Origin of the sequence: Psychrobacter sp. TB67, assembly GCF_000511065.1 — a bacterium.
GTDB lineage: Bacteria > Pseudomonadota > Gammaproteobacteria > Pseudomonadales > Moraxellaceae > Psychrobacter > Psychrobacter okhotskensis.
Genome location: NZ_AYYA01000008.1, coordinates 1 through 22,333, shown reverse-complemented (window position 1 = coordinate 22,333; position 22,333 = coordinate 1). Strand labels below are relative to the sequence as shown.

19 protein-coding genes are annotated in these 22,333 nt (G+C 42.8%); 9 read left to right on the top strand and 10 right to left on the bottom strand.

The genetic code is table 11. From position 1 onward, the window contains the following. Nucleotides 1–353: 353 nt before the first annotated feature. Nucleotides 354–1,001 carry a transposase gene (locus W293_RS0101725; protein ID WP_025650624.1) on the top strand — a complete coding sequence of 216 codons (648 nt, stop codon included), beginning with the start codon at nucleotides 354–356 and terminating at the stop codon, nucleotides 999–1,001. Nucleotides 1,002–1,359: 358 nt separating this feature from the next. Here the strand turns inward: W293_RS0101725 and W293_RS0101720 are convergent, their stop codons facing one another. The 3 genes from W293_RS0101720 to W293_RS0101710 all read right to left on the bottom strand — a co-directional run bounded on the left by W293_RS0101720 (nucleotide 1,360) and on the right by W293_RS0101710 (nucleotide 3,752). Then, nucleotides 1,360–1,689 carry a hypothetical protein gene (locus W293_RS0101720; protein WP_025650811.1) on the bottom strand — a complete coding sequence of 110 codons (330 nt, stop codon included), beginning with the start codon at nucleotides 1,687–1,689 and terminating at the stop codon, nucleotides 1,360–1,362. A 302-nt stretch (nucleotides 1,690–1,991) separates the two neighbouring features. After that, nucleotides 1,992–2,780, bottom strand: a complete 789-nt coding sequence (locus tag W293_RS0101715) for a DUF2071 domain-containing protein (protein ID WP_025650810.1) — start codon at nucleotides 2,778–2,780, stop codon at nucleotides 1,992–1,994. A gap of 114 nt (nucleotides 2,781–2,894) precedes the next feature. Then, on the bottom strand, nucleotides 2,895–3,752 hold the full coding sequence (locus W293_RS0101710; protein WP_240990800.1) for an AraC family transcriptional regulator: 858 nt from the start codon (nucleotides 3,750–3,752) through the stop codon (nucleotides 2,895–2,897). A gap of 226 nt (nucleotides 3,753–3,978) precedes the next feature. Here W293_RS0101710 and W293_RS0101705 point away from each other — a divergent pair, with 226 nt between their 5' ends. After that, nucleotides 3,979–4,392, top strand: a complete 414-nt coding sequence (locus tag W293_RS0101705) for an organic hydroperoxide resistance protein (protein WP_025650808.1) — start codon at nucleotides 3,979–3,981, stop codon at nucleotides 4,390–4,392. 153 nt (nucleotides 4,393–4,545) lie between these two features. Here W293_RS0101705 and W293_RS0101700 read toward each other — a convergent pair whose 3' ends face one another. The 7 genes from W293_RS0101700 to pnuC form a co-directional block, all read right to left on the bottom strand. After that, on the bottom strand, nucleotides 4,546–5,499 hold the full coding sequence (locus W293_RS0101700) for a DMT family transporter (RefSeq protein WP_025650807.1): 954 nt from the start codon (nucleotides 5,497–5,499) through the stop codon (nucleotides 4,546–4,548). A gap of 382 nt (nucleotides 5,500–5,881) precedes the next feature. Further along, nucleotides 5,882–6,262 (bottom strand): MliC family protein, encoded by a 381-nt coding sequence (locus tag W293_RS0101695; RefSeq protein WP_025650806.1) that lies wholly within the window; start codon nucleotides 6,260–6,262, stop codon nucleotides 5,882–5,884. 475 nt (nucleotides 6,263–6,737) lie between these two features. Continuing rightward, complete coding sequence (locus tag W293_RS0101690) at nucleotides 6,738–7,649, bottom strand: DMT family transporter (RefSeq protein ID WP_025650805.1); 912 nt, start codon at nucleotides 7,647–7,649, stop codon at nucleotides 6,738–6,740. A 651-nt stretch (nucleotides 7,650–8,300) separates the two neighbouring features. Continuing rightward, a complete protein-coding gene (gene creD, locus W293_RS0101685; protein ID WP_025650804.1) occupies nucleotides 8,301–9,986 on the bottom strand; it encodes a cell envelope integrity protein CreD in 1,686 nt (561 codons plus the stop codon). Between the two features lie 178 nt (nucleotides 9,987–10,164). Further along, on the bottom strand, nucleotides 10,165–10,689 hold the full coding sequence (locus W293_RS0101680) for a TIGR00645 family protein (protein WP_025650803.1): 525 nt from the start codon (nucleotides 10,687–10,689) through the stop codon (nucleotides 10,165–10,167). A gap of 63 nt (nucleotides 10,690–10,752) precedes the next feature. Continuing rightward, nucleotides 10,753–11,337, bottom strand: coding sequence for an AAA family ATPase (locus tag W293_RS0101675; RefSeq protein WP_025650802.1), 585 nt, complete (start codon nucleotides 11,335–11,337; stop codon nucleotides 10,753–10,755). Next, entirely contained in the window at nucleotides 11,288–11,992 is a 705-nt protein-coding gene (gene pnuC, locus W293_RS0101670) for a nicotinamide riboside transporter PnuC (protein WP_025650801.1), read from the bottom strand. The genes W293_RS0101675 and pnuC overlap by 50 nt, the downstream gene beginning before the upstream one ends. 292 nt (nucleotides 11,993–12,284) lie before the next feature. Between pnuC and W293_RS0101665 the strand changes: the two genes are divergently transcribed. From W293_RS0101665 to W293_RS0101635, 7 genes are all read left to right on the top strand, one after another. Continuing rightward, nucleotides 12,285–13,430, top strand: coding sequence for a beta-ketoacyl-ACP synthase III (locus W293_RS0101665; RefSeq protein WP_025650800.1), 1,146 nt, complete (start codon nucleotides 12,285–12,287; stop codon nucleotides 13,428–13,430). Between the two features lie 243 nt (nucleotides 13,431–13,673). Then, nucleotides 13,674–14,762, top strand: a complete 1,089-nt coding sequence (gene prfA, locus W293_RS0101660; RefSeq protein WP_025650799.1) for a peptide chain release factor 1 — start codon at nucleotides 13,674–13,676, stop codon at nucleotides 14,760–14,762. Nucleotides 14,763–14,915: 153 nt separating this feature from the next. Next, a complete protein-coding gene (lysS, locus tag W293_RS0101655; RefSeq protein WP_025650798.1) occupies nucleotides 14,916–16,454 on the top strand; it encodes a lysine--tRNA ligase in 1,539 nt (512 codons plus the stop codon). A 219-nt stretch (nucleotides 16,455–16,673) separates the two neighbouring features. Next, a complete protein-coding gene (locus W293_RS0101650) occupies nucleotides 16,674–17,939 on the top strand; it encodes a hypothetical protein (protein WP_025650797.1) in 1,266 nt (421 codons plus the stop codon). A 102-nt stretch (nucleotides 17,940–18,041) separates the two neighbouring features. Beyond that, the gene (gene dnaX, locus W293_RS0101645; protein WP_025650796.1) at nucleotides 18,042–20,135 is read left to right on the top strand and encodes a DNA polymerase III subunit gamma/tau; all 2,094 of its coding nucleotides are present in this window, start codon (nucleotides 18,042–18,044) and stop codon (nucleotides 20,133–20,135) included. A gap of 234 nt (nucleotides 20,136–20,369) precedes the next feature. Further along, the gene (locus W293_RS0101640; protein WP_025650795.1) at nucleotides 20,370–21,269 is read left to right on the top strand and encodes a LysR family transcriptional regulator; all 900 of its coding nucleotides are present in this window, start codon (nucleotides 20,370–20,372) and stop codon (nucleotides 21,267–21,269) included. Nucleotides 21,270–21,413: 144 nt separating this feature from the next. Continuing rightward, the coding region (locus W293_RS0101635) for an IS30 family transposase (RefSeq protein WP_025650794.1) at nucleotides 21,414–22,333 on the top strand (920 nt) is incomplete at its 3' end.

The following is a 22,333-nucleotide window of genomic DNA, read 5'->3' as shown; positions in this document are numbered from 1 at the left end:
GGTGTAATGGACATTATTCATGCTGGCGTAGGGTCTAACGCTATATACTGTCTATATTTGCAAGGAATCAAAGCCATGAATCAAAAAACTGCCCTTTTTGTCGTGATAAACACACTAAAAAGAACGGACGCAAGCTAGGCAAACAACAGTATCAATGTCTAGCTTGCAGACGGCAGTTTTTAGGTGGCAAAAGACTCAATAACCAAACCCTTTGGACGGAATACACTCAGGGCAAACAGACCTACAAACAACTGGCTGACAAGTATAGCTGTAGTCTTAAAACCATTCAAAGACGCTTAGACACAGTCAGTATTGACTATCAAGTTAAGCGACCGAATACTGCTAACATCATCATGGACACCACTTACTTCGGTCGTAAGTTCGGTTTAATGGTTTTTATGGACAATACCACTAAAGCCGTTCTTTACTACGCGATAGTCAGTCATGAAACCAACAGTGCCTACAAACAAGGAATTGATCATCTAGCATCGTTAGGCGTTGATATACAAAGCATCACCTGTGATGGTAGACGAGGACTGCGTACGTTATTCACCCGCACCCCTTGCCAGATGTGCCAGTTTCATCAGGTGCAAATAGTGACCCGCTACCTCACTCGTCGACCTAAGAACAGTGCAAGTATCGAGCTTAGACGACTTACTTTAGAAATAAAACTGCTTGATAAAGAGGCGTTCATACAGCGCTTAGATCACTGGTATGTGACTCATGAAGCCTATCTCAATGAACGTAGTACCAATGACGATAACAGTAGAACGTGGTACACGCATAAGCGCCTTAGAAGTGCTTATCGTAGCCTCAGAACCAATAGTGATTGGTTATTCATTTATCAAGAATATAAGCATTTAGATATACCAAATACCACCAATTCTCTTGAAGGATTATTCAGCGAGCTCAAGCGACAATTACACAGTCATCATGGTCTAAATGAGCAGCGTAAGTTGCGGTTTATTAAAGACTTTTTAGGGTCAAAGTCTCTCAAATAGCATGAATTATGTCCATTAGCGACTACCTTCTACTTTTTAGCATGAATTTTGTCCATTACACCGAAAAGTATAAATCAAAAAGGCTATTACAAACATTTTGAAACTTGCGTCGTTGGGAAGATTGGCTCTATGGGTAAATATGGTCATCTAGGTAAGTATCAAATGCAAATAACGGTTCGTAGAATGTGTACGTAGTTTGAGTAGGTTGCGTTCTACGCACTAATTTTATCAGATCTATTTCTTATCAGTGAACTTAGTGAACCCTACGTGAACTCTAATATTCAAGCCAATACCGTTTGTTTAAAAAAAACTAGAATAAAGCATTCAAGCTAGCATTAGGTTGCCTTAGACATTAGTTTTAATTATTTAGATTTCCTTTTACCACACCCATGCTATAAGCCAAGAAAGCAATGAATGTTAAAAAGACGATAAAAGGCGTAAACAGCCATATCGTAATATTGATGAGTAAGGGGGATAAGAAGCCATCGAACATATCGAAATCGAGCCTTAACGAGTCACTCAATACGTCAATTGCCCGCTTGGAAATGGGAAATAGCAATGTGCTTAGCGCTAACATATAGTTATATTTACCAAAATCAGGATCTGTCATTAATACGGCAAAGTAAAAGACCGAGTAAAAGACAATGCTTAAGGCCCAGCATTTGAGAGTGTAGCTTAAACGAATCATAGTAGCTCCTCACGAAATATGCTTGTGATTAACCTAGAAATAACGGTGTTTTGATAATCCTAAATGCATAAATACTCCATATATGTTATATTATGAATATATAGGTCAAGTCAACTGTTATTTTTTTGATTAGGATATTTCATGAGTGATTCGATTGAGAAGTTGAGTCGTCCAAGCGGCTCCTTGACGTGAATACGTAAAATAATAAAATGAAGTCAAAAGCTACACTGATCTAGAAGAAAAAAGTTATCAAGGCCTGAGTGTTATTTCATAATGTATACACCAGACAGATAGCGAACGGGTCAACCAATCACTTTTGGCGGTAAATAGATAGTAAACCTATTTAAAGGCTGAATAAGTACACTATAGGGGGTATTTTGCTCTGAAAGAGTGACAATACCTAAGTCTGATAACAGCTTGAAATTGGCAGAAATCAAAGAGGCTGGCTGTACCTCAAGTCTTTTATGCCAGACCCGGTAAGTACCAAGCTTACCATCACGGCGATGATAAAATCCTGCCAGCGGATGGGTCAAATAAATAAGCGCCGATTCTGTATCAAGGAAGCCTGGGAACGAAAAATCATCCTCTGTGTTTTGCGCAAGCGATACCGACGCCGCTGCCCATTCTGACTCAGCGTTTACCGAATACTTTACATACTTGCCAGTTGCGTCATCAAATTGACAATCAAAAGTCATTTTCGCGCTATGCCAAGGCAAACTCCATAAGTACCTTGGTACTGCTAATGTCCAAGAATCTAAAGTGGTGCCCAAAAACCATACGCAGCGCTCACCAGTCTTTTTATCTATGATATAGATACGATAGTTGGTCTGTCCCATGGTGAATGTTGGAAAAGGATAAACCGCAGAGGTAAAATCAACATCGATAAAGGGTACAACAGAGATCAAGCCTTTTTCTTCGCCGTCTATCATGACCGTATCGAGCTTGAACCTGTCAGGAAATATTCCCTCGAACCTGTCTACTGGCACTGCATACGTGATAATGGAAAAATGTTTTAATCCGCAGACAACGTCGATACCTGTGGGCTTAGGTCTCTTATATAAATAATCCTCAAAACGTCGTAATTCTTGCACGATATTTCCTTATATAATTATGATAATGGTTAAGGTTAAGGTTAAGGTTAAGGTTAAGGTTAAGGTTAAGATAATGAATCTACACCCTTTATAGAGCTCAAGGTGCGTCAGTTATCAATTAAGCTCACTGCTCGGACTGACTCCAAACAAGCGCTTATATTCACGGCTAAATTGACTGGGGCTTTCATATCCTACCTGCATGGCGACTTGTGAAATTTGTGATTCACCACGTTGAATAAGCTGCCTCGCTGCCATCAAGCGTAGGCTTTTTTGGTATTGCAGCGGACTTAATTGAGTGATCTCTTTGAAATGCTGATGAAACCCTGAGACACTCATACCACATTTACTGGCCAGCTCTTCGATGATGACGGGTTCACTCAAATGCGCTTTGAGCCAATCCGTTGCTTGGCTGATACGATGCGTATGACTGCCATTGACGACGAGCTGTCGCAATTTATTGCCTTGCTGTGCTGAGAGCAGTCGGTAGTAGATTTCTTGTTGAATTAATTTAGATAAAAATTCGATATCGTTTGGATAATCGAGCAAGTTGATGAGTCTCTCAAAAGCGGCAAGTATGGTGTTATCCAGATGCCATTTTATACCCAGATGCTTTTCTTCTGTATTTCGTGCGGGCGGTATCTGGGCCAATATTTCTCTAATCATAGCAAGGTCTAACTTCATAGACAGCACAATAACAGGCTTGTCTACTGAGGCATGTTTGACATGCATGCTCAGGGGAATGTTTACAGGGCAAAACATCAAATTGCTATTATCAAAATTTTGGCAGTCATTCCCTAAATAAATCTCTCGCTCACCTTGCAATACAATACAAATACTAGGCTCTTGAATATAGCTGACGGTTCTATTGGGTCTATCTGCGCAGTAGAAAAATAAACCGGAAATAGCAGACTCGATGGTCTGATTCTTGGGCAGTATGTTAAGTAGTTGCGCAATCGTTGTTGGCTGCATCATAGTTATCTTAGATAAAGGGGTGTTGATTGAAAGTTTGGTGTTTCTCGGATCGATATTTTTTATAGTATATCTTTGATGTAATGAATGGCTTAATCATATAATTATTTATAGGATTAGGCAAGAATTTTGGAGGACTATTCTAACACTTTAAGCTGAGAGTGCCTATAATAACTCCATTGAAACAAAACAAGCACGACTTCTGATAACATCAAACAAGGAATATATCATGAAAATTTTTTACAAAACTCGCGCAACAGCAACCGGTGGTCGTTCTGGACATACAGGCTTAGATGATGGTTCACTAGGCTTTGACTTGGTCTCTTTTCAAGAGCAAGACAAAGAGGGTGTTAATCCAGAGCAGCTTTTTGCGATGGGCTACGCGGCCTGTTTTGATAGTGCCTTGAACCTGACGGCGCAACACATGAAACTGCCGATCACGGCTTCGAAAACCTCTACCCAAGTTGGTATTGGCATGAAGCAAGATGGCAGCTATAACTTAGATATAGATTTATACATTGAAGTGTCTGGTATCGACGAAGCACAAGCGCAAACGTTGATTGAAGCGGCCCATCAAGTCTGCCCATACTCCAATGCCACGCGTGGTAATGTTGATGCACGCCTGCACGTGACCGTTGTCTAATATAAGTTCTATGCAGTAGAGTGCTTATATTTTAAAAACGCCAATAGCTTAAGTTACTGGCGTTTTTTTTGTCATCAATAAATATGATTTTCAGATGGAGGCACCACAATAAACAGCGATTTTATTACGCAACCAATCATAATATCTCTATCGTCATAGTTCGTAATGCGTATTATCTGGAATCACGGTCATTTTTATGCCGCCCCATGTGACCAATACCACGCCAATGGCTATTAATGAAGCGCCTAATAACAGACCTTCTGGTGGATTTTCTCCTTGCAGAAAAATAGCCACTGGCACACCAACGATGGCGCCGACTGACCCCAATAAACTCAATAGCACAGGACCGCCTGTTTTTTGTAGTAAAAACAGCAGTAAAAACTGCCCAGCGAAGATAAAGGCTTGTAGCACAATCAAACCTAGCGGCAGTAATGCGCCCGTTGGCACCGTAAGCGAGAAGTTTGGCAATATACCGACCAGACCTAATAAGATAGCGGCGACAATGAGCATGCCAGGCGCCAACGAGCTGGGAGAAGCTGCGTCTGGCCAGCGCAAGGTGCGATAGATATTACCAATCGCTAGCAAAACAGGGCCACAAAGCGCGAGTAAAATCCAGAAAATACTGGCATCAGGGGCCGAAAACTTACGGATGGCTAAGACACCTACACCGCCTAGTGCTGCTGCTACGCCAAGGGCACGCACGATATTAAATCTCTCCATACGCATAAATAACGCGCCAAGATAGGTGAGCAGTGGGGGCAAAGCGATCATTAAGGCCACGAAGCCTGCACCAACTTGTGGAATGGCGGAAAAGAAAATCAGGTTGGAGCCTGCGACACTGACAAGGGCAGCGACCGAATAATATTCCAAGCTACGTAGCGTCAGCGGCGGCAAGTCACGTCGCACAATCGTTACGACCAATAATAGGAGCGCTGCACCAGTAATCGACCAAAAAAGAAAGGCGAGCGGCGATAAGCCAATTTGCCCAGCAACCTTGGCCAGATTGGTAGAAATTCCGATCAATCCGCCACCGGCCAACAGGCAAATCACTGGGATCAACCATATGTGCTTGTTAGACAGCGAGTTATGACTGGTTGATTCACTCATGGGCTATCCTATAGTCAGTCCCAAATAAAACGAGTAGAAGGATTACAACGTGGCACTGGTATAAATTTTCCTTGCTCGCTGTGTCTGCGCAGTTTCGATGCTACAAAAAATTTATATCAGTAGCCAGTTTATGACTCTTTATTCATAGAGAGACCAATTAATTAACTAGAATCATTCCACTATAAAAGCATTACTGCGTTAACCTCGCTTGACGTATCAAATATACATCTACACTCGGTTGCCTTGTAATGCTTTTAAATTGAATCGACTATATTGCACAATAGACGCTCATAAAAAATGCCAGTAGCGTAAGTTATGGGCGCTACTGGCATTTTTGTTTTTAACGAGTATTACATACTGTCAGTCATTTTATTATTATTGATTATACTTGACAGTTTACGCTGTACTGCTGTCCGTTATCTGAGCTGATGGTCATAATGCCATAATCAGCCTTGGTGTGCCAATCGAATGTCGTTTTAGGGTTGGTGTCATTTACATAACGAGCACCAGAACCTGATACCACTTGCTTTAACGATATTTTTGCATTGTTTAAGCCGACTTTAGGTAGCGAGACGTTTAAGTTAGCAATTTGACCATTTGCGGTATAGGCGGCTGTCACTTTGCCGTTGTCTTCGCACGTTAGTGTCTGAACTTGGTTGCTTGTACTTGCACTGCCACTTGCTGTGGTTGTAGTTGTTGGAGCGTTAGTGGCACAGGCCGCTAGAAGTACAGCACAAGGCGCAACAGCTAATAGTTTTTTCATAATATTCCTTAATATTGTTAATGATTGTTTGTAATTTCACAAAGCAATATCATACAGTAAACTTTGTTATTTGGTGTTGTGGTTCGATTTTATCAGCGTAACGTTTACTTTCTTTATTACAAATAATGGGACTATTTTTTTTTCATAAAAACAAATAGTCTTTAGTAAATTAGGGTTTGTTGAACATTCAAATGTGGCACTGGCAGTGGCTATTTTTTAGACAATACGCAGTGAAATTTTTGACGCCTAGTCATTCTAGGTTAGATAATTTCGCCATGTATTGGCAAAAAATAGCCTTGCCCTTAAAGGCTGATGCTAAAATCACCCCAAACGTTGTTGTAAACCTAGCTAAGGTCTCGACATTATCGTCGGTTTACGCCTGATTTGATAAAAGGTTTGGGACGATTTTAGCAATCAGCAGTCCTAATATTTGAATGTTCAACAGACCCTAAAACAGGTCGAAATTTTTTATGATCTAACTTACCGTCTTTGGCGTTTTTTTATTTAAAATAAATATTAAAACCGCACCCAAAATGACCGTACTTGCTATGATAAAGTTTATGGTCAGTTGCTCCGATAAAAATACCACACCAAGCATGGCAGCCAATACCGGTACGCAGAGCTGTACTACTGCCGCCTGCGTACTTTTCAGTAATGGCATTGCCATATACCAAACGCTGTAGCCCATGCCAGAAGCAATTGCGCCCGATGCGCAAGCCAATAAGATGCCCTCGATACTGATCGTTGCTAACGATATGTTTTTTAAATAAACCATGCTCATGATGAGTAGTAGCGGAATCGCAAATAGGCTCCTGAGAAAGTTAAAGCCCGTCGCTCGTATCGGTGACACGCACGCTTTACCGCGTATACTATATATCCCCCATGCCACGCCACTGATGGCCATCAATGTCGCTGCCAATACTGACGGCACAGCCGCTGATGGCAACATGAGATAGACAAATCCTGCCACTGCCACTATAAAAGCCAGCCATTGTAAGGCACTTAATTGCTCTTTTTTATATATCCCCCAGCCAATCATGGTGAGCTGAACCGCTGAGAATAGAATCAGTGCGCCAGTTCCGGTATCAAGCTCAACATAGGCGATTGAAAAGCAAAGTGCATAAACCACCAAACTTATACTACTGAGCCAGCTACCTCTGTCGCTTAAAATGGCCTCGCTAGTGGGATGCTTAAGAGTTGCCTCGTTGCGTCGTAAATTATAGCTATAAACGCCCATAATAATGCTCAGACAGAGCGCACCGCTGAGCAGGCGAATGATGGTGAAGTTCCATGCATCTATATAACCTTCTGCTAACGCCATTCTACAAAAAAGAGAGTTTGCGGCAAATGCTATTAAAGCAATAATCGTATATAACGTGGCTTTCAAAATAATCCCTACAGTCGTTAAATTGGCTTTTTGAATAAATGGCAGTCGTAATGACAACGATAATAATAACGACAATGACTACGGCTTATCGCTTTAGCCCTATATCGTAATGACGATAGTATAGTGCAATACCGAAAAACCTGACTGACAAATTAAATGTAAACATACCCTATAAATAGATTCGATTGAAAAATGACGATGAAAGATGAGCTTATAGTGAACCGACTCTAATCAGGTGAATATAAAAAAGATACAGCGTGACTGATATAAACTTGTTATAGCCTCTGTCTGGGTAGGTACAGCAAGCAAGAAAAATTTGTAGCAGTCACGCATCATAATGTTGTGTGTCTATTTTATTTAGTATCGACTAGGGTCTATTGAACATTCAAGTGTGGCACTGGCAGTGGCTATTTTTTAGACAATACGCAGTGAAATTTTTGACGCCTAGTCATTCTAGGTTAGATAATTTCGCCATGTATTGGCAAAAAGTAGCCCTGCCCTGAAAGGCTGATACTAAAATCACCCCAAACGTTGTTGTAAACCTAGCTAAGGTCTCGACATTATCGTCGGTTTACGCCTGATTTGATAAAAGGTTTGGGGCAACTTTAGGGATCAGCAGTCCTAATATCTGAATGTTCAACAGACCCTATATTAAGCAATCTTATACCAGTCGATTTTACGGGTCATGACCATCACGCAGGCTAGCAATACAAAGCAGAAGATAGCACCCAATAACAGGTTTAGGTCTTCTGTGGTCAAAATACCATAAAAGGCGGCATACAGACTTCCCAATATAGCGGTAAATATGCCCGCTCGCTTGATACCATCTAATACATAATAAGTGTACCAACCAATCAATCCGACACAGGCGCTTGCAGCAACTGCATAGGCTTGCCAAAAGACGATTTGCTCGGCCAGCGGTAGCAACAAGACGTAAAAGCACAGCAGTGCACAACCGACCAATAAGTATTGGATAGGGTGAATACGGCTGGATTTGATCACCTCAAATAAGAAAAATGTACCGAACGACACCAAAATTAATAGCAGTGCGTACTTCATCGTGCGCTCTGTTTGTAAATACACGTCATTTGGCTCCGCGAAACTCACTCCAAAGCTACTTAAGCGCACATCTCGCTCGCTATTGGACACGATATTACCCTCTGCTGTGACAATGCCTTCTATTGCTGTGATAGCCTCATCATCTTGGTCAGCGCTATCGAGCACGGCGCTACTGGCTACCATACATTGATTATTGGCAGTGCTGACACACTTTGATAAATTTTGATTGTTAGCGACCGTTAGATATTGATTTTGCCATTTGGCCTCAAAGCCTTTTGAGGTGAATTTTTTAGCATTGGGCAAGGCTCTGCCAATAAAATTTGGGGCATGCCAATTGCTGCGCATAGATAGCTCAAAGTTTTGCCCCGTTGGCACGGTATTTAAGGTGCTAATACCTGAGAGAGGCAAGTCCACCACAATATCAAGCGCTTGATGACGACTATTATCTGATTGCTGACCGTCTAAGTCTTGATGGTTTGGGTTTTGGCTAATAGGCGTTTGTATGTTAGAACTTTGCGTATTTAGTGGTTCGCTATTCAGATTTTCAGCCACAAGGTTTGTTTTTTCTTGCTGGCTTGCGCTCGTTGTGGTTAATCGATTCAAAACATCGTTGGGCAACGATACTTCAACATAGCTTAAGCCATTAAGCATGGCACTCTGCGGATAGGTTGCTTTGATGGCTTGCTTGTCGATCGTTACTGTTGGTAAGGTTGCCACACCGCGCAAATCAGAAACTGGAATAATCAACTTAGCGTCATTCCAGTGTATATCGGTCTTTTCTGTTTTTGTGTTGCCATTGCCATTGGTACTATTGTTAGCTGTGCTAAGGGTTTTTGAGTCGTTACTCACCGACTGGTTATCTGCTATTAAGCGTTGTAGGGTTTGATTTATGGTATAACTTTGATCGAATTTTAACGCGCCGTTATAGCTAGTGGCATGATAAATCCCTCGTCGATAGGTGTCCGTACTGACTTCAAGGTCTTGAGTGGCGCTAGTTTTATTAGCAAAGACCGTTAGCGTCGATGAATAAGCGGATTTGCATTTAGCGGCATCGGTATCGCCTACTATTGAGCATTCTGGCGTTATGGTGGTTGGAATAATGATGAAAGGGGTAATGACTTCTTGCGGATTGACGTGCTGCTGGGCGATTTCCTTCACCACTGATTGTGCATAATATTGTCGTTCAGCGATGACAGTGCGAAACATCATGAGCCCGACGACAAAAATAATGCAGAGCCCCACGATGATAGTCAATTTGGTGAATAGTGTTTTTTGCATAAGAGTGCCTCATATGAATCTTTATTCCAAAACTGTGCATATAACAGTCAGTAGGTTCAAAGAAGATCATAGAGGAGAGATAAAGAAAAAATATGTAAGAACGATGGAGAGTGTGTGGAAAAAATAAGCCTTAGTGTTTTCTGATATCAGTATTTTCTGATATCAGTGCTTTCTGGCATCAGTGTTTTTTAGTATCACCAACCACTTTATCCATAACAGCAAACAATAAGCCAGACACTACGAAAGTCATATGAATGATGACTTTCCACATGAGTTTGTCCGCTTCACCATCACTCAATTCATTAGGAATGTCCATAAATGATTTTAAAAGATCGATTGCAGAAATAGCGACAATGGCACCAATGACTTTTAGTTTTAGACCAGAAAAATCTACTTTGCCCATCCAACTAGGTCGATCAACGTGATCACCAGTGTCAATTTTTGAGACAAATATTTCATAGCCACTGAATATGATAATTAATAATAAACTGGCTACTAAAGAGAGGTCGACTAACACTAATATATTAACAATGACGTCTGATACAGAAGCGCTAAATACAGTATTAAACATCATGATTGTTTTTTGAATGAATTTTATAAATAATAAGATAACCCCTAAGATCAGCCCTAAATAAAAAGGTGCCAATATCCAGCGGCTGTTAAAGATGGTTTTTTCTAGGTAAGGTTCAAGGTTTTTTAGCATCGACATCTCTTAATGTTCCTAAAGGTTGTAGGTCATTTACTTATAACGTGGTATAGGGTCGATTTAAGAAAGCCATTCAAGCACTTGTTGGACGCGCTCGTCTCTATCACCACCTATGCGATGAAACGGCTTTTGGTGACGAGTCAGCTGACTTTCAAAATAAGCACTGATTTCGTCGCGCTGATGCGGGCTATCGCGCAAATCATCAGCGACCCACGGGATATCAACTTCGGTTAATAAAATCAAGTCATAATGATGTATTAACGCCGCATTGGTGAGCGCTTTAGGGCAGTCGCCATAATACCAATTGGCGTAAACCATCAGCTCAAATAGACTGGTATCACAGAATAAGTAGCGCGCTCTATCCGGCATTTGAGCGGCTTGTTCAGCGAGTTCATTTTCTAGTTTTATTTGACCCTGCGCAATGGGTAGTAAGTCGTCCCAAGTACAGGTCAGTTGCTCCTTATCCCATTTCGCTTGTAGATAGGTGCGCATGTATTCTGCTACCCAAGGGCAGCCAAAATGCGCTGCCAAGTCGCGACATAAGGTCGTCTTGCCTGTACTTTCTGCCCCTAATATTGCGACATTGATGACCGATTTAGGCGTATGCTGCTTTAGGTTGCAAGCGGTAACGTCGTTGCCATTCATAGTAAGCCCAAATTGCGATAAGTGTGAAGACTACGTATTGTAGTGCGGTGAAGGTCAATCCTTTGTAAAAGTACAGCGGCACAGAAATAGCATCGGCGACGATCCACAGTAGCCAATGCTCAATTTTGCGCCGTGCCATCAGCCACATCGCCATCAAAAACAGCGCGGTGGTCAGCATATCGGTATAGTCCACCCAAGTAAATAAGTGCACTCCAAGTACAGCACCATCGAAACTAAACCCATTATTAATCACTGGTCGGAAGTAATAAACCAAGGCAACGAAAGCGATCGTGCCTGCTGCTAAGGCTGATAGAGTAGGAATGTCATCGGAATGTAGATGTTCTATTTGGACATTGTCTACTTGCTGAACCTCACTATGGTGAGATTTTTTATTCTTTGACCAATTAATCCAGCCATATAGACTCATAACCGTATAATAGGCATTGATAAACATGTCACCGAATAGCTGCCATTTCCACAGTAGATAGACAAAAATGGCAGTGCTGACCAGCCCGATGGGAAAGACAAGGATATTGGTTTTGCTGGCAAGTAACACACTGGCCACGCCAAAGATGACCGCGATTAATTCGAGCGCTATAAATACGGTAGGGTAATCGGCATATTGCCCAAATAACCAGTTAAGAAGTTCAACCATTAATATTCCAAATATGAGCTTTTATAAGTATCTGTCATGGATTTTACGAGAGTATGTGCCATTGATTATAGCGTAGCTGTCTTAAGTAACTGACTCGAAATAAAGACAGTTTTTGTTAAATCTTAGCAAGAAACGGATTATTTGTAACAAAGTATTAGAAAAATTAAAATATTCAGGCATAATAAAGGCACTGATTTTAAGTTTACAGTTATTCACTGAAAATGAACGATTGTTATTTTCTCCATTTTTATGCTTATTCCAAGCCCTATAGTAGTAGACAAGGAAGCTTATCATGACGACTTGTATCACAGGCACCGGCCTATATATTCCCCCTTATAGCATCAGCAACGAAGAGCTGGTGGCGTCTTTTAACCAGTATGTTGATAATTATAATGCAAAGCATGCTGATGACATAGCAGCAGGCACGGTGACAGCACTTGAGCCCTCATCGGCCGCTTTTATCGAAAAAGTCTCTGGCATCAAATCTCGTTATGTCATGGAAAAAGACGGTATCTTAAACCCAGAAATCATGGCACCCGTGATTCCTTATCGTCATTTAGGCGAAGAGCTGTCAATTATGGCTGAGATGGGTGCTGCGGCGCTCAAAGATGCCCTTGCTGATGCTGGACTTGAGGCCAATGATTTAGACGGTATCATCCTTGCCTGTTCAAACTTCCAACGTACCTATCCAGCAGTCGCTATCGAGATTCAAAAAGAAATCGGCATGATTGGCGGATTTGCTTATGATATGAACGTCGCTTGTAGTGCCGCGACTTTTGGTCTATCACAAGCGCATGGCTCTATCGTCTCTGGGCTTGCCAAGCGCATTGCGGTGGTCAACGTTGAGATTACTTCAGCGCATCTTAACTGGCGCAATCGTGATAGCCACTTTATCTTTGGTGATGTGGCAACCGCTTCTATCGTTGAAGAGCTTGAGACGCCAAAAGGTTATGAGATCATCAACTCGAAGTTGTTTACCGAATTTTCAACCAATATCAAAAACGAATATGGTTTTATGGATCGCTCAGAGTTTTTGGCGGCGCAGACTGAGATGTATCCAGATATCAAAGAGCCGGTTACTGATAAACTGTTTTTACAAAACGGCCGCAAAGTATTCCGTGAAGTTTGTCCAAAGGTATCAGAGATCATCACCGAGCATTTGCATGAGAACGAAATGCAAGCCAGTGATGTAAAAATGATGTGGTTACACCAAGCCAATGCCAACATGCTAGATTTAATCTTGCGCACCGTTGTTGGACGTGATGCCGATAAGGCGATTGTGCCAAGTGTTATCGCAGAATTTGCCAATACCAGCTCTGCCAGTCCGATGATTGTCTTTCATCGTTATAAAGACGCGCTAAAATCTGGTGATTTAGGTGTGATTTGCTCGTTTGGTGCTGGTTACTCTATTGGGTCGGTACTGGTTCGTAAGGTCTGATTTTTTAAGCCTTAAGTCTTAATTATTGTTTAAATAGCCAAGAATATTCTTGGCTATTTTTTTTACTTAAATTTTAAGCAAAGCTTATGCTGTATTCAAATCATCAGAAAAAAGTGTCGATATGACACAAGTAGCAGAAAAGTTTGTCCATATATCGACAAGAATGCCTAGAGGTTTTAATTTACCCCAAAAAATTTGCTATAATCACGGTCTTATTCCTCTTATCCAATTAAAAGTCCTTTTATGAAAGAATCCTTACGCCTGCGTTTAGACCAGATGGTAGACCGTTATGAAGAGGTCACCGCCTTATTATCAGACCCCAGTGTCATCAGCGATAATAATAAATTCCGTGAATTGTCTGTCGAGCACAGCGACTTGATGGATATCACTACTTTATGGCAGAACTATGTGCGTGCAGAGACGGATCAGGCCGATGCTGAGACTATGCTAGCCGATGCGACAGATCCTGACATGAAAGAGATGATGCAAGAAGAGATTGACAGCGCACGTGATACCATCGTCGAGATGGAAGAAGCGCTCAACGTCATGATGTTGCCAAAAGATCCCAATGATAAAGTGCCAGCTTTCTTAGAGATTCGTGCTGGGACAGGTGGTGATGAAGCGGCGATTTTCTCCGGTGATTTGTTTCGTATGTATCAAAAGTACGCGCAGACTCAAGGCTGGACAATGGAAGTGCTATCAGCCAATGAAGGCGAGCATGGCGGCTATAAAGAAATCATTACTCGTGTGTCCGGCAACAGCGTCTATGGTCGTCTAAAGTTTGAGTCTGGTGTACACCGTGTGCAGCGTGTTCCTGAAACGGAAAGTCAAGGTCGCGTGCATACCTCAGCCTGTACCGTTGCAGTTATGCCGGAAGTTGAGATTGATGACACCGTTGATTTAAATCCAGCAGACATTCGTTTTGACACCTTTCGCTCAAGCGGTGCCGGTGGTCAGCACGTTAACACCACGGATTCAGCTGTACGCTTAACACACATTCCGACCGGTACCGTGGTAGAGTGTCAACAAGAACGTAGCCAACACAAAAACCGTGCGCAAGCGATGAAAATGCTGATCTCAAAAATCCAGCAAGTCAAGGTGCAAGCGCAGGTTGATGCGGCAGACACCATCCGTCGTGACTTGGTCGGTAGTGGCGATCGCTCAGAGCGCATTCGCACTTATAACTTCCCGCAAGGTCGTATGACCGATCATCGTATTAACCTAACGTTATACAAGCTTGATGCCATTATGGAAGGTGATTTGGATGAGATTCTTGATGCATTGTTACGCGAGCATCAGGCGGACTTGATGGCCAGTATTGGTGCGGACTAAAGCCATTGGTTTATAAAAGCGAGACACTGTCCACCTGACAGTGTTTGTTTGTCTATAGCTGTTTTTTTACAGCTGACTATGATGATAATAAGTATAGATTCAATTCACCGTTTTCGTTTGTTCCTTTAATTACCTAATAATTTTGAGAGTGTTATGTCAAATTCCAACAATAAAAATCAGAATCAAGAGCAAGCCCCAGAAGATGCTAACGAACTTATCGCCCAGCTACAAGCCAAGCTAGACGATATCACTGCTTCAGGCAAACAGCCGTATCCAAATACGTTCAAACGCACCGATTATGCGCAAGATTTGCAAACAGCTTTTGATGGCATCTCAAAGCAAGAAATTGAAGAAAAAGCGGCGAATGGCGAAAAAACACAGGTCAACGTAGCAGGTCGAGTCATGCTCAACCGTGGCTCGTTCATTGTCATCCAAGACATGACAGGTCGTATTCAGTTATACGTCGCACGTAAAGAGCTCGATGATGAGACGCGTGCGAGTATTAAGTCACTAGATTTAGGCGATATCGTTGGGGTATCAGGCTATATCGGTCGCTCAGGTAAAGGCGATCTATACGTGCATATCGAAGAGATCAGTCTACTAACCAAATCATTACGTCCAATGCCAAATAAATTCCATGGTTTGGCAGATGTGGAAGCCCGTTATCGCAATCGTCATCTTGATTTGATGACCAATGAGACAACTCGCGATACCTTTATGATTCGCAGTCAGGTTGTCAGCGGTATTCGTAGATTCATGCTGAATGAGCGATTCATGGAAGTTGAAACGCCAATGATGCACCCGATTCCAGGGGGTGCCGTTGCACGTCCGTTTGTGACGCATCACAATGCTTTGGATATGCCGCTTTATTTACGTATCGCGCCTGAGCTTTATTTGAAGCGTTTGGTGGTTGGCGGTTTTGAGAAAGTATTCGAGATTAACCGTAGCTTCCGTAACGAAGGCGTCTCAACCCGTCACAATCCTGAATTTACCATGATTGAATTCTATCAGGCCTATGCGGATTATCATGACTTGATGGATTTGACCGAGCGTTTATTTAATGAGTTGGCGATGGATATCTTGGGTACGACTGAGATTACTTATCAAGAAGAAGCCATCAGCCTAAAAGCGCCTTTTGAGCGTTTATCGATGTCTGATGCGATTGCCAAATATGCCGAAAACTTCGACATGGCGCATATCAATGACCGTGAGTATCTAGCAGAGTACGCCTCGACCACCCTTAAACAGCAAGTAAAAGAGGGCTTTGGTGTGGGTAAATTGCAAACGATTATCTTTGAAGAGACCGCTGAGCATCAATTGCGTCAGCCAACCTTTATCACTGAATATCCTGCAGAGACGTCGCCATTGGCACGCCGTAGCGATGATAACCCTGAGATTACTGACCGCTTTGAACTATTCATCGGTGGTCGTGAATTGGCCAATGGTTTTAGTGAGCTGAATGACCCTGCCGATCAGGCAGAACGTTTCCGTGGTCAAGTCGCTGAAAAAGACGCTGGTGATGATGAAGCGATGCATTTTGATGAAGACTATATCGAAGCTTTATCTTATGGCTTACCACCGACAGCAGGCGAGGGCATTGGTATTGATCGCTTAGTGATGCTATTTACGGACTCAGCAAGCATTCGTGATGTGATTTTATTCCCACATATGCGTCGCAAGCTTGACAACTAGACTAGAGTCTACTTACTATGAAATATAGTCACTCCTATATAATTTAGATAGGGTATCAGGCTCGCTTAGTCTACTACTTGTCGTACTTTACTCGCCTTCCTTGTATCTAAATTATATTGAACTGGCTATCACACTGTTACTGAACTGAGTATAAAGCGAGTTTTGCAACGTTGGTGGCAGACACTCAGTTATTTATGAGCACTCATCTATAGGGATATTATGGACACTCAGCACGCACCGCTCTCAGTTTGGCAGCAGATGATTCAGCAAAGCTTCTTATCTTTGTATGACGTATCAGAGGACAATAGCAATCATCCCGAGCATGCCTTTCAGGGTTATGACTTTGTTTGTGAATTCTCTGGTGCGACGGTTTACCTTATCGTTAATGATGTGGTGATGCAGGCTAACCAGCAAGAGATTGATAGTACACAGGTGCGTGAGTGGAGAAAGGAAGTTGTCAACCAATTAATCAAGCGTCATGCCCAGCTTTATCTAAAAAATGACAAGGTACTGGCTGACGTAAACGCGTCGGCATCGGACAAGGCAATTTATTTTATTGGTTTGACGTCACTCGCCATCAAGCATGAAGGCGATAACCCAGAGTCGCAGCCCTATACCGTCAATTACGAATATGGCAGTCAGTTCTTTGCTGAAGACTGTGTGCTGGACTTGGACGATGAGCAGAGTGTCTTACAAGTATTTAGCCATCAAAACTTTGTCGACATTCTTAATCAGTTGGTGACTCCGAGTGATCTCAGTGCTTATTTGGATTTTCACCGCCGCAAGCTTGCTGGCTTTGAGACGTTTCAAGACGAGTCAACGTTACTTGCCCAGTTCTTACAGTCACCTGATTTTCATCAAAGAGCCATTGAGGTGCAAGAGCAGTTGGTTGCTCACCAGTTAATAGACCAAGTGGAACCTCGCTTGCTTAAAGCTGCAGAACCTGACCAAACCGCTTTTGCTAATGCGTTGATGCTAGAGATTCAAAAGAATACTCGCATGTGGTATAAGCTCTTTAATCGCTTGATTCAGCAGTATTATGAGGAGGGGACGCCACTGCCAAAAGAGCAGGTCGATGTGTTAGTTGATGAGTCGATGTATACCTATGCGTGTTTAATAGAAAAAATATTGGCACATAGAACGATTGATCAAAATTCACGATGGAATGGTTATGTTCGTCATGAGCATTCTTATCATGTATTTGGTCGCCATTATCTGATGGTGTTCTATGGACAAGATGAAAATAGTGCATTGAGTGCAGACAAAGTTCGCGCATCGCATCAGGATTTATTGTTTGAGCTTAATTCACAAATGCAGCAGCCGGTAATGGATGATTTGTTTTTAATTGGCGTAGAAGTTAGACCGTGCGAGGACAGCGTTAATACCGAGGTGTATATTGACACTTTTCATCAGAATGGCTCGGCTATCGATGCAAACACGCAGCGCTTATACGAGCAGTTGGCTGAGTTGCGATCGCAGTCATAGACTTTCCTTACTATAGATCGCTGCTTTGATGCTTTAACTATATTTGTACTTTTTTATATATTCGTACTTTTCACATTGGCAGTTACTATATTGGCAGTTACTATGACGCAGCAATATCAAGTTTTAGCTCGCAAATACCGCCCAAAAAACTTCCATGAGTTGATTGGGCAAACGCACGTCTCGCAAGCATTGATAAATGCCATTGATTACAATCGTCTGCATCATGCCTATCTGTTTACGGGTACGCGCGGTGTCGGTAAGACGACGATTGCCCGTATATTATCCAAGTGCCTGAATTGTGATACTGGGGTGACCAGTACGCCTTGCGGTGTGTGTGATAATTGCGTTGCCATCGATCAAGGTCGTTTTATTGATCTGATCGAAATTGATGCGGCCTCTCGTACCAAAGTGGAAGACACCCGCGAGCTGCTAGATAATGTGCCGTATGCACCAAGCCAAGGACGTTACAAAGTTTACCTGATTGATGAGGTGCATATGCTGTCCACGCATAGCTTCAATGCACTACTCAAAACCTTGGAAGAGCCGCCTGAACATGTGAAGTTCTTGCTCGCGACCACTGATCCACAAAAACTGCCTATTACTATTATCTCGCGCTGTTTACAGTTTGTTCTACGCCCGTTGCCGCAAACCTTGCTGAGTGAGCATTTGGCAAATGTCCTTACCCAAGAGCAAGTAGCCTATACCCAGCCAGCGCTTTGGCAATTGGCCAGTGCTGCAAAAGGCTCGGTACGTGATGCTTTATCCCTAACCGATCAAGCCATTGCTTTTGGCCAAGGTGCGCTTGATGATGTGACGGTCAATGCCATGCTCGGTTTGATTGATGCTGCTGACTTGGTGCGGCTCATCACTGATATCTATAATCATGACAAGTCTGCCGTCGCTGCTCATATTGAGCAGATGCGTGCGCAAATGGTTGATGCGACGAGTATGTTTGATGGGCTGGCAGAGCTATTACATCAGTTGGCATTGACCCAGCTACTGCCCGAAGTCGCTCTCAATGTCAATGAGGCGCAAGCCCAAGATATTAATGCGCTGGCACAGCATATCAGTCCTGAGGTATTGCAGCTCTATTACGAAATCGTTGTGCAAGCGCGTGAAGGCGTGAAACTTGCCAGTACACCGATGCAAGCGCTGGAGATGTGTATCTTACGTCTGTTGGCCTTTCGTCCATTACCAATAGACGAAATACTAAACCCTACTTATGATGACTCCGTGTCATCTGAAGTACCCGCCATAGAAAATACATCTTCTACGCAGGCGACCATTACCCATTCAGCTTCGATGCCGCCGTTACAGCCTTATGATATCGACTATCAAGAGCAGGTCAGTATTGAGCAGCCAAACGCTAGTTTTGACAGTAATGAAGTCAGTGTTGATCCAACTCATGAATCAGCACACACGTTGGATGTGTTGGATAGTAGCGCAAATGCTGAACCCGTTGTTGAGCCTGAACCCGTTGTTGAGCCTGAACCCGTTGTTGAGCCTGAACCCGTTGTTGAGCCTGAACCCGTTGTTGAGCCTGAACCCGTTGTTGAGCCTGAACCCGTTGTTGAGCCTGAACCCGTTGTTGAGCCTGAACCCGTTGTTGAGCCTGAACCCGTTGTTGAGCCTGAACCCGTTGTTGAGCCTGAACCCGTTGTTGAGCCTGAACCCGTTGTTGAGCCTGAACCCGTTGTTGAGCCTGAACCCGTTGTTGAGCCTGAGGCGAATGATTCTCAATTAACATCTGAATCTGATGATCCACGCACTTTACTTCGTTGCCCACCGCAAGAGTTGGTAGGTGCGTGGACACCAGAGAAGTGGGACTATTGGCTACAAACCGCTCGTGAAGCGGAGGTTTTGGCTCAAGATGAATTGGCACTTGCCCGTCAAGGTATGATGACTGGTCTATGCAATGGTAAAGCTACCTTTGTTACCAGTGTCGACAGTAAGCACTTGCAGGTGACCTTTCAGCAACTGGCAGAAAAACTACAGCAGCAATTTACACAGGCAGAGATTGGCTTGCAAATCGATGGTAGCGTCATGCAAGCAGAAGACAAAACGCCTGAGCGTCGCCAACAAAAGCGTTTGATCCAAGCGAAGACGGTTGCAGAGGCAAAATTGCTAGATACACCCGTGATGAAATATCTGACCGAGCGCGGCGAAGGAAAAATGGGCAAAGTTCAGTTATATTAAACAGTTGCAAATTTTAGTAATGGCATTGTTTACCAATTAAATAATCATTAAATGTAATGTTATGATTAAAATATCAAGGTGATGTTCGTTTATCACCTTGATATTTTTGCTTTTATTAACAGATAAATAGGATCTATTTATAAGGTAAGCTACATTTAAAAACGGTAAGATTAAATAAAATACTTTATAATGGTTAAGTTATATTAAAAACTGAAAAGTGGCTTAGGTGAGTATATGTTAGATAATTTACGCGGTATGGCCGTGTTCGCCAGTGTGGTCGGACACGGCTCTTTTAGTGGTTCAGCTCGAGAGCTTGGCATCACAACCAGTGCAGTCAGTCAACAAATTCGTTCGTTAGAAAATGAGCTTGGCGTGGTGCTATTGCATCGCTCTACTCGTAAGCTCAGCTTAACGGAAGCGGGTGAGAGCTTTTATGAAGCGGCAAAAGACGTGGTTAGCGCGGCCGAACAAGGTAGAATCAAGGTCAATCAGTTACGTGATGAGCTCGCTGGTAGCTTACGTGTGGCCACGACACCCGAGCTTGGGGTCAACCATATTTTACCGGCCTTGTCGACTTGGATGGCGGCACATGATGACCTAAGTATTACTTACTTAGCAGACAATCATTATATTGATATGATTGATGAGCGTATCGATATTGCGATTCGTATGAGTCCAACGATTAATGATTCTAATTTGAGCAGTCATCCATTGACGGATGTACGCCAAATGCTTGTCGCCTCACCACAGTATCTGCGCCAACATGTAAAATTGAAAACGCCTAAAGATTTGGCCGAGCATCAGCTGATTTGTATTGAAATCATGAAGGACGCCAATCAGGTTGATATGATTCAGACCGAAACAGGTAAAAAATCACGTATAAAAATGAATTCGCGCATTTATACCAACAATGTCTTTATGGCCACGACTTTAGCCAAAGAAGGGCACGGTTTGGTTAGAATGATGGAAATGGATATTAAAAAAGAGCTCGAAAGTGGTGAATTGGTGGAAGTCTTGACCGGTTATCAGCTGCCGAGTTTTGTGCTCTATGCCGTTACTTTGAACCGCGATCAGCAACCTGCAAAAATTACGCGTTGTTTAGAAGTATTGAAAAAATACTTTCATGCTAATTAAGTCGAGCGTTTAATGATCTTTACTTGAAAGTATTTTAAAGCTTAGATTAACACATGAAGTGCAATACCAAATATGAGGTGAAAAAAAGACCTAGATGCGCTAGCATCAAAGTCTTTATCCACCGACCAAAGTGAGATTGCAACCATGAACTATACGCATCTAAGCCTAGGGGAACGATACCAGATTTATGCCCTTATAGGGGCAAAACATAGTATTAATTTCATAGCTCGAGAGTTAAACAGAAGTCCCAGTACCATATCAAGAGAGCTTAGACGCAATAAAAGCCTGCGCGGTTACCGAGTTAATAACGCTCATAAGAAAGCTTGTGCAAGACGATCAAACAATGCGCTCAGCATCATCGCTGACGTATGGGACTGGGTCACAGACAAGCTTAAAGAGAACTGGAGTCCTGAGCAAATATCTGGCGTTCATGCTGGACTCAGTCATATGAGCATTTATCGCTATATTTGGCGTGATAAGAGGCAGGGCGGCACATTGTGGCAGTGTCTCAGACGTAAAGCCAAACCATACCGGCAGCGTCTAACCGCTGAGACTCGAGGCCGTATCAATGACAGAGTCTCGATTCATGAGCGCCCTTGTATTGTTGAAGAACGTACGCGAATTGGTGACTGGGAAGCGGATACCGTTATCGGTCAGCATCACAAGCAAGCGATTGTCACGCTCGTTGAACGTAAAACGGGGCTGCTGAAGATGAAGCGTGTGGGTCATAAAACAGCACAGCAAGTATCAGAGGCAATGATAGAACTCTTAGCGCCAGTGAGGTTGCAGGTTAAGACCATTACCTCTGACAATGGTAAAGAGTTTGCTCAGCATAAAAAGGTGAAACAAAAGCTCTTTAGCTCTTTCTTCTTTGCCGATGCTTATGCGTCATGGCAGCGAGGAACCAACGAAAATACCAACGGCTTGATCAGAGAGTATCTGCCTAAAGGCTGTGACTTTAGACAAGTCTCTGATGATGAGATGCAGGACATTGAGAACAAACTAAATAACAGACCAAGAAAACGCTTAGGGTTTAAAACGCCTATGCAGGCGTTCTATAATAT

Excerpts from the sequence above, each read along its gene's own strand:
- W293_RS0101680 (WP_025650803.1), bottom strand. The coding sequence starts at position 10,689 with ATGCTAAAAAACCTTGAACCTTACCTAGAAAAAACCATCTTTAACAGC.
- W293_RS0101725 (WP_025650624.1), top strand. The coding sequence starts at position 354 with ATGGACACCACTTACTTCGGTCGTAAGTTCGGTTTAATGGTTTTTATG.
- W293_RS0101650 (WP_025650797.1), top strand. The coding sequence starts at position 16,674 with ATGGACACTCAGCACGCACCGCTCTCAGTTTGGCAGCAGATGATTCAG.
- W293_RS0101695 (WP_025650806.1), bottom strand. The coding sequence starts at position 6,262 with ATGAAAAAACTATTAGCTGTTGCGCCTTGTGCTGTACTTCTAGCGGCC.
- W293_RS0101675 (WP_025650802.1), bottom strand. The coding sequence starts at position 11,337 with ATGAATGGCAACGACGTTACCGCTTGCAACCTAAAGCAGCATACGCCT.
- W293_RS0101705 (WP_025650808.1), top strand. The coding sequence starts at position 3,979 with ATGAAAATTTTTTACAAAACTCGCGCAACAGCAACCGGTGGTCGTTCT.
- lysS (WP_025650798.1), top strand. The coding sequence starts at position 14,916 with ATGTCAAATTCCAACAATAAAAATCAGAATCAAGAGCAAGCCCCAGAA.
- W293_RS0101700 (WP_025650807.1), bottom strand. The coding sequence starts at position 5,499 with ATGAGTGAATCAACCAGTCATAACTCGCTGTCTAACAAGCACATATGG.
- W293_RS0101640 (WP_025650795.1), top strand. The coding sequence starts at position 20,370 with ATGTTAGATAATTTACGCGGTATGGCCGTGTTCGCCAGTGTGGTCGGA.
- creD (WP_025650804.1), bottom strand. The coding sequence starts at position 9,986 with ATGCAAAAAACACTATTCACCAAATTGACTATCATCGTGGGGCTCTGC.
- W293_RS0101710 (WP_240990800.1), bottom strand. The coding sequence starts at position 3,752 with ATGATGCAGCCAACAACGATTGCGCAACTACTTAACATACTGCCCAAG.
- pnuC (WP_025650801.1), bottom strand. The coding sequence starts at position 11,992 with ATGGTTGAACTTCTTAACTGGTTATTTGGGCAATATGCCGATTACCCT.
- dnaX (WP_025650796.1), top strand. The coding sequence starts at position 18,042 with ATGACGCAGCAATATCAAGTTTTAGCTCGCAAATACCGCCCAAAAAAC.
- prfA (WP_025650799.1), top strand. The coding sequence starts at position 13,674 with ATGAAAGAATCCTTACGCCTGCGTTTAGACCAGATGGTAGACCGTTAT.
- W293_RS0101665 (WP_025650800.1), top strand. The coding sequence starts at position 12,285 with ATGACGACTTGTATCACAGGCACCGGCCTATATATTCCCCCTTATAGC.
- W293_RS0101720 (WP_025650811.1), bottom strand. The coding sequence starts at position 1,689 with ATGATTCGTTTAAGCTACACTCTCAAATGCTGGGCCTTAAGCATTGTC.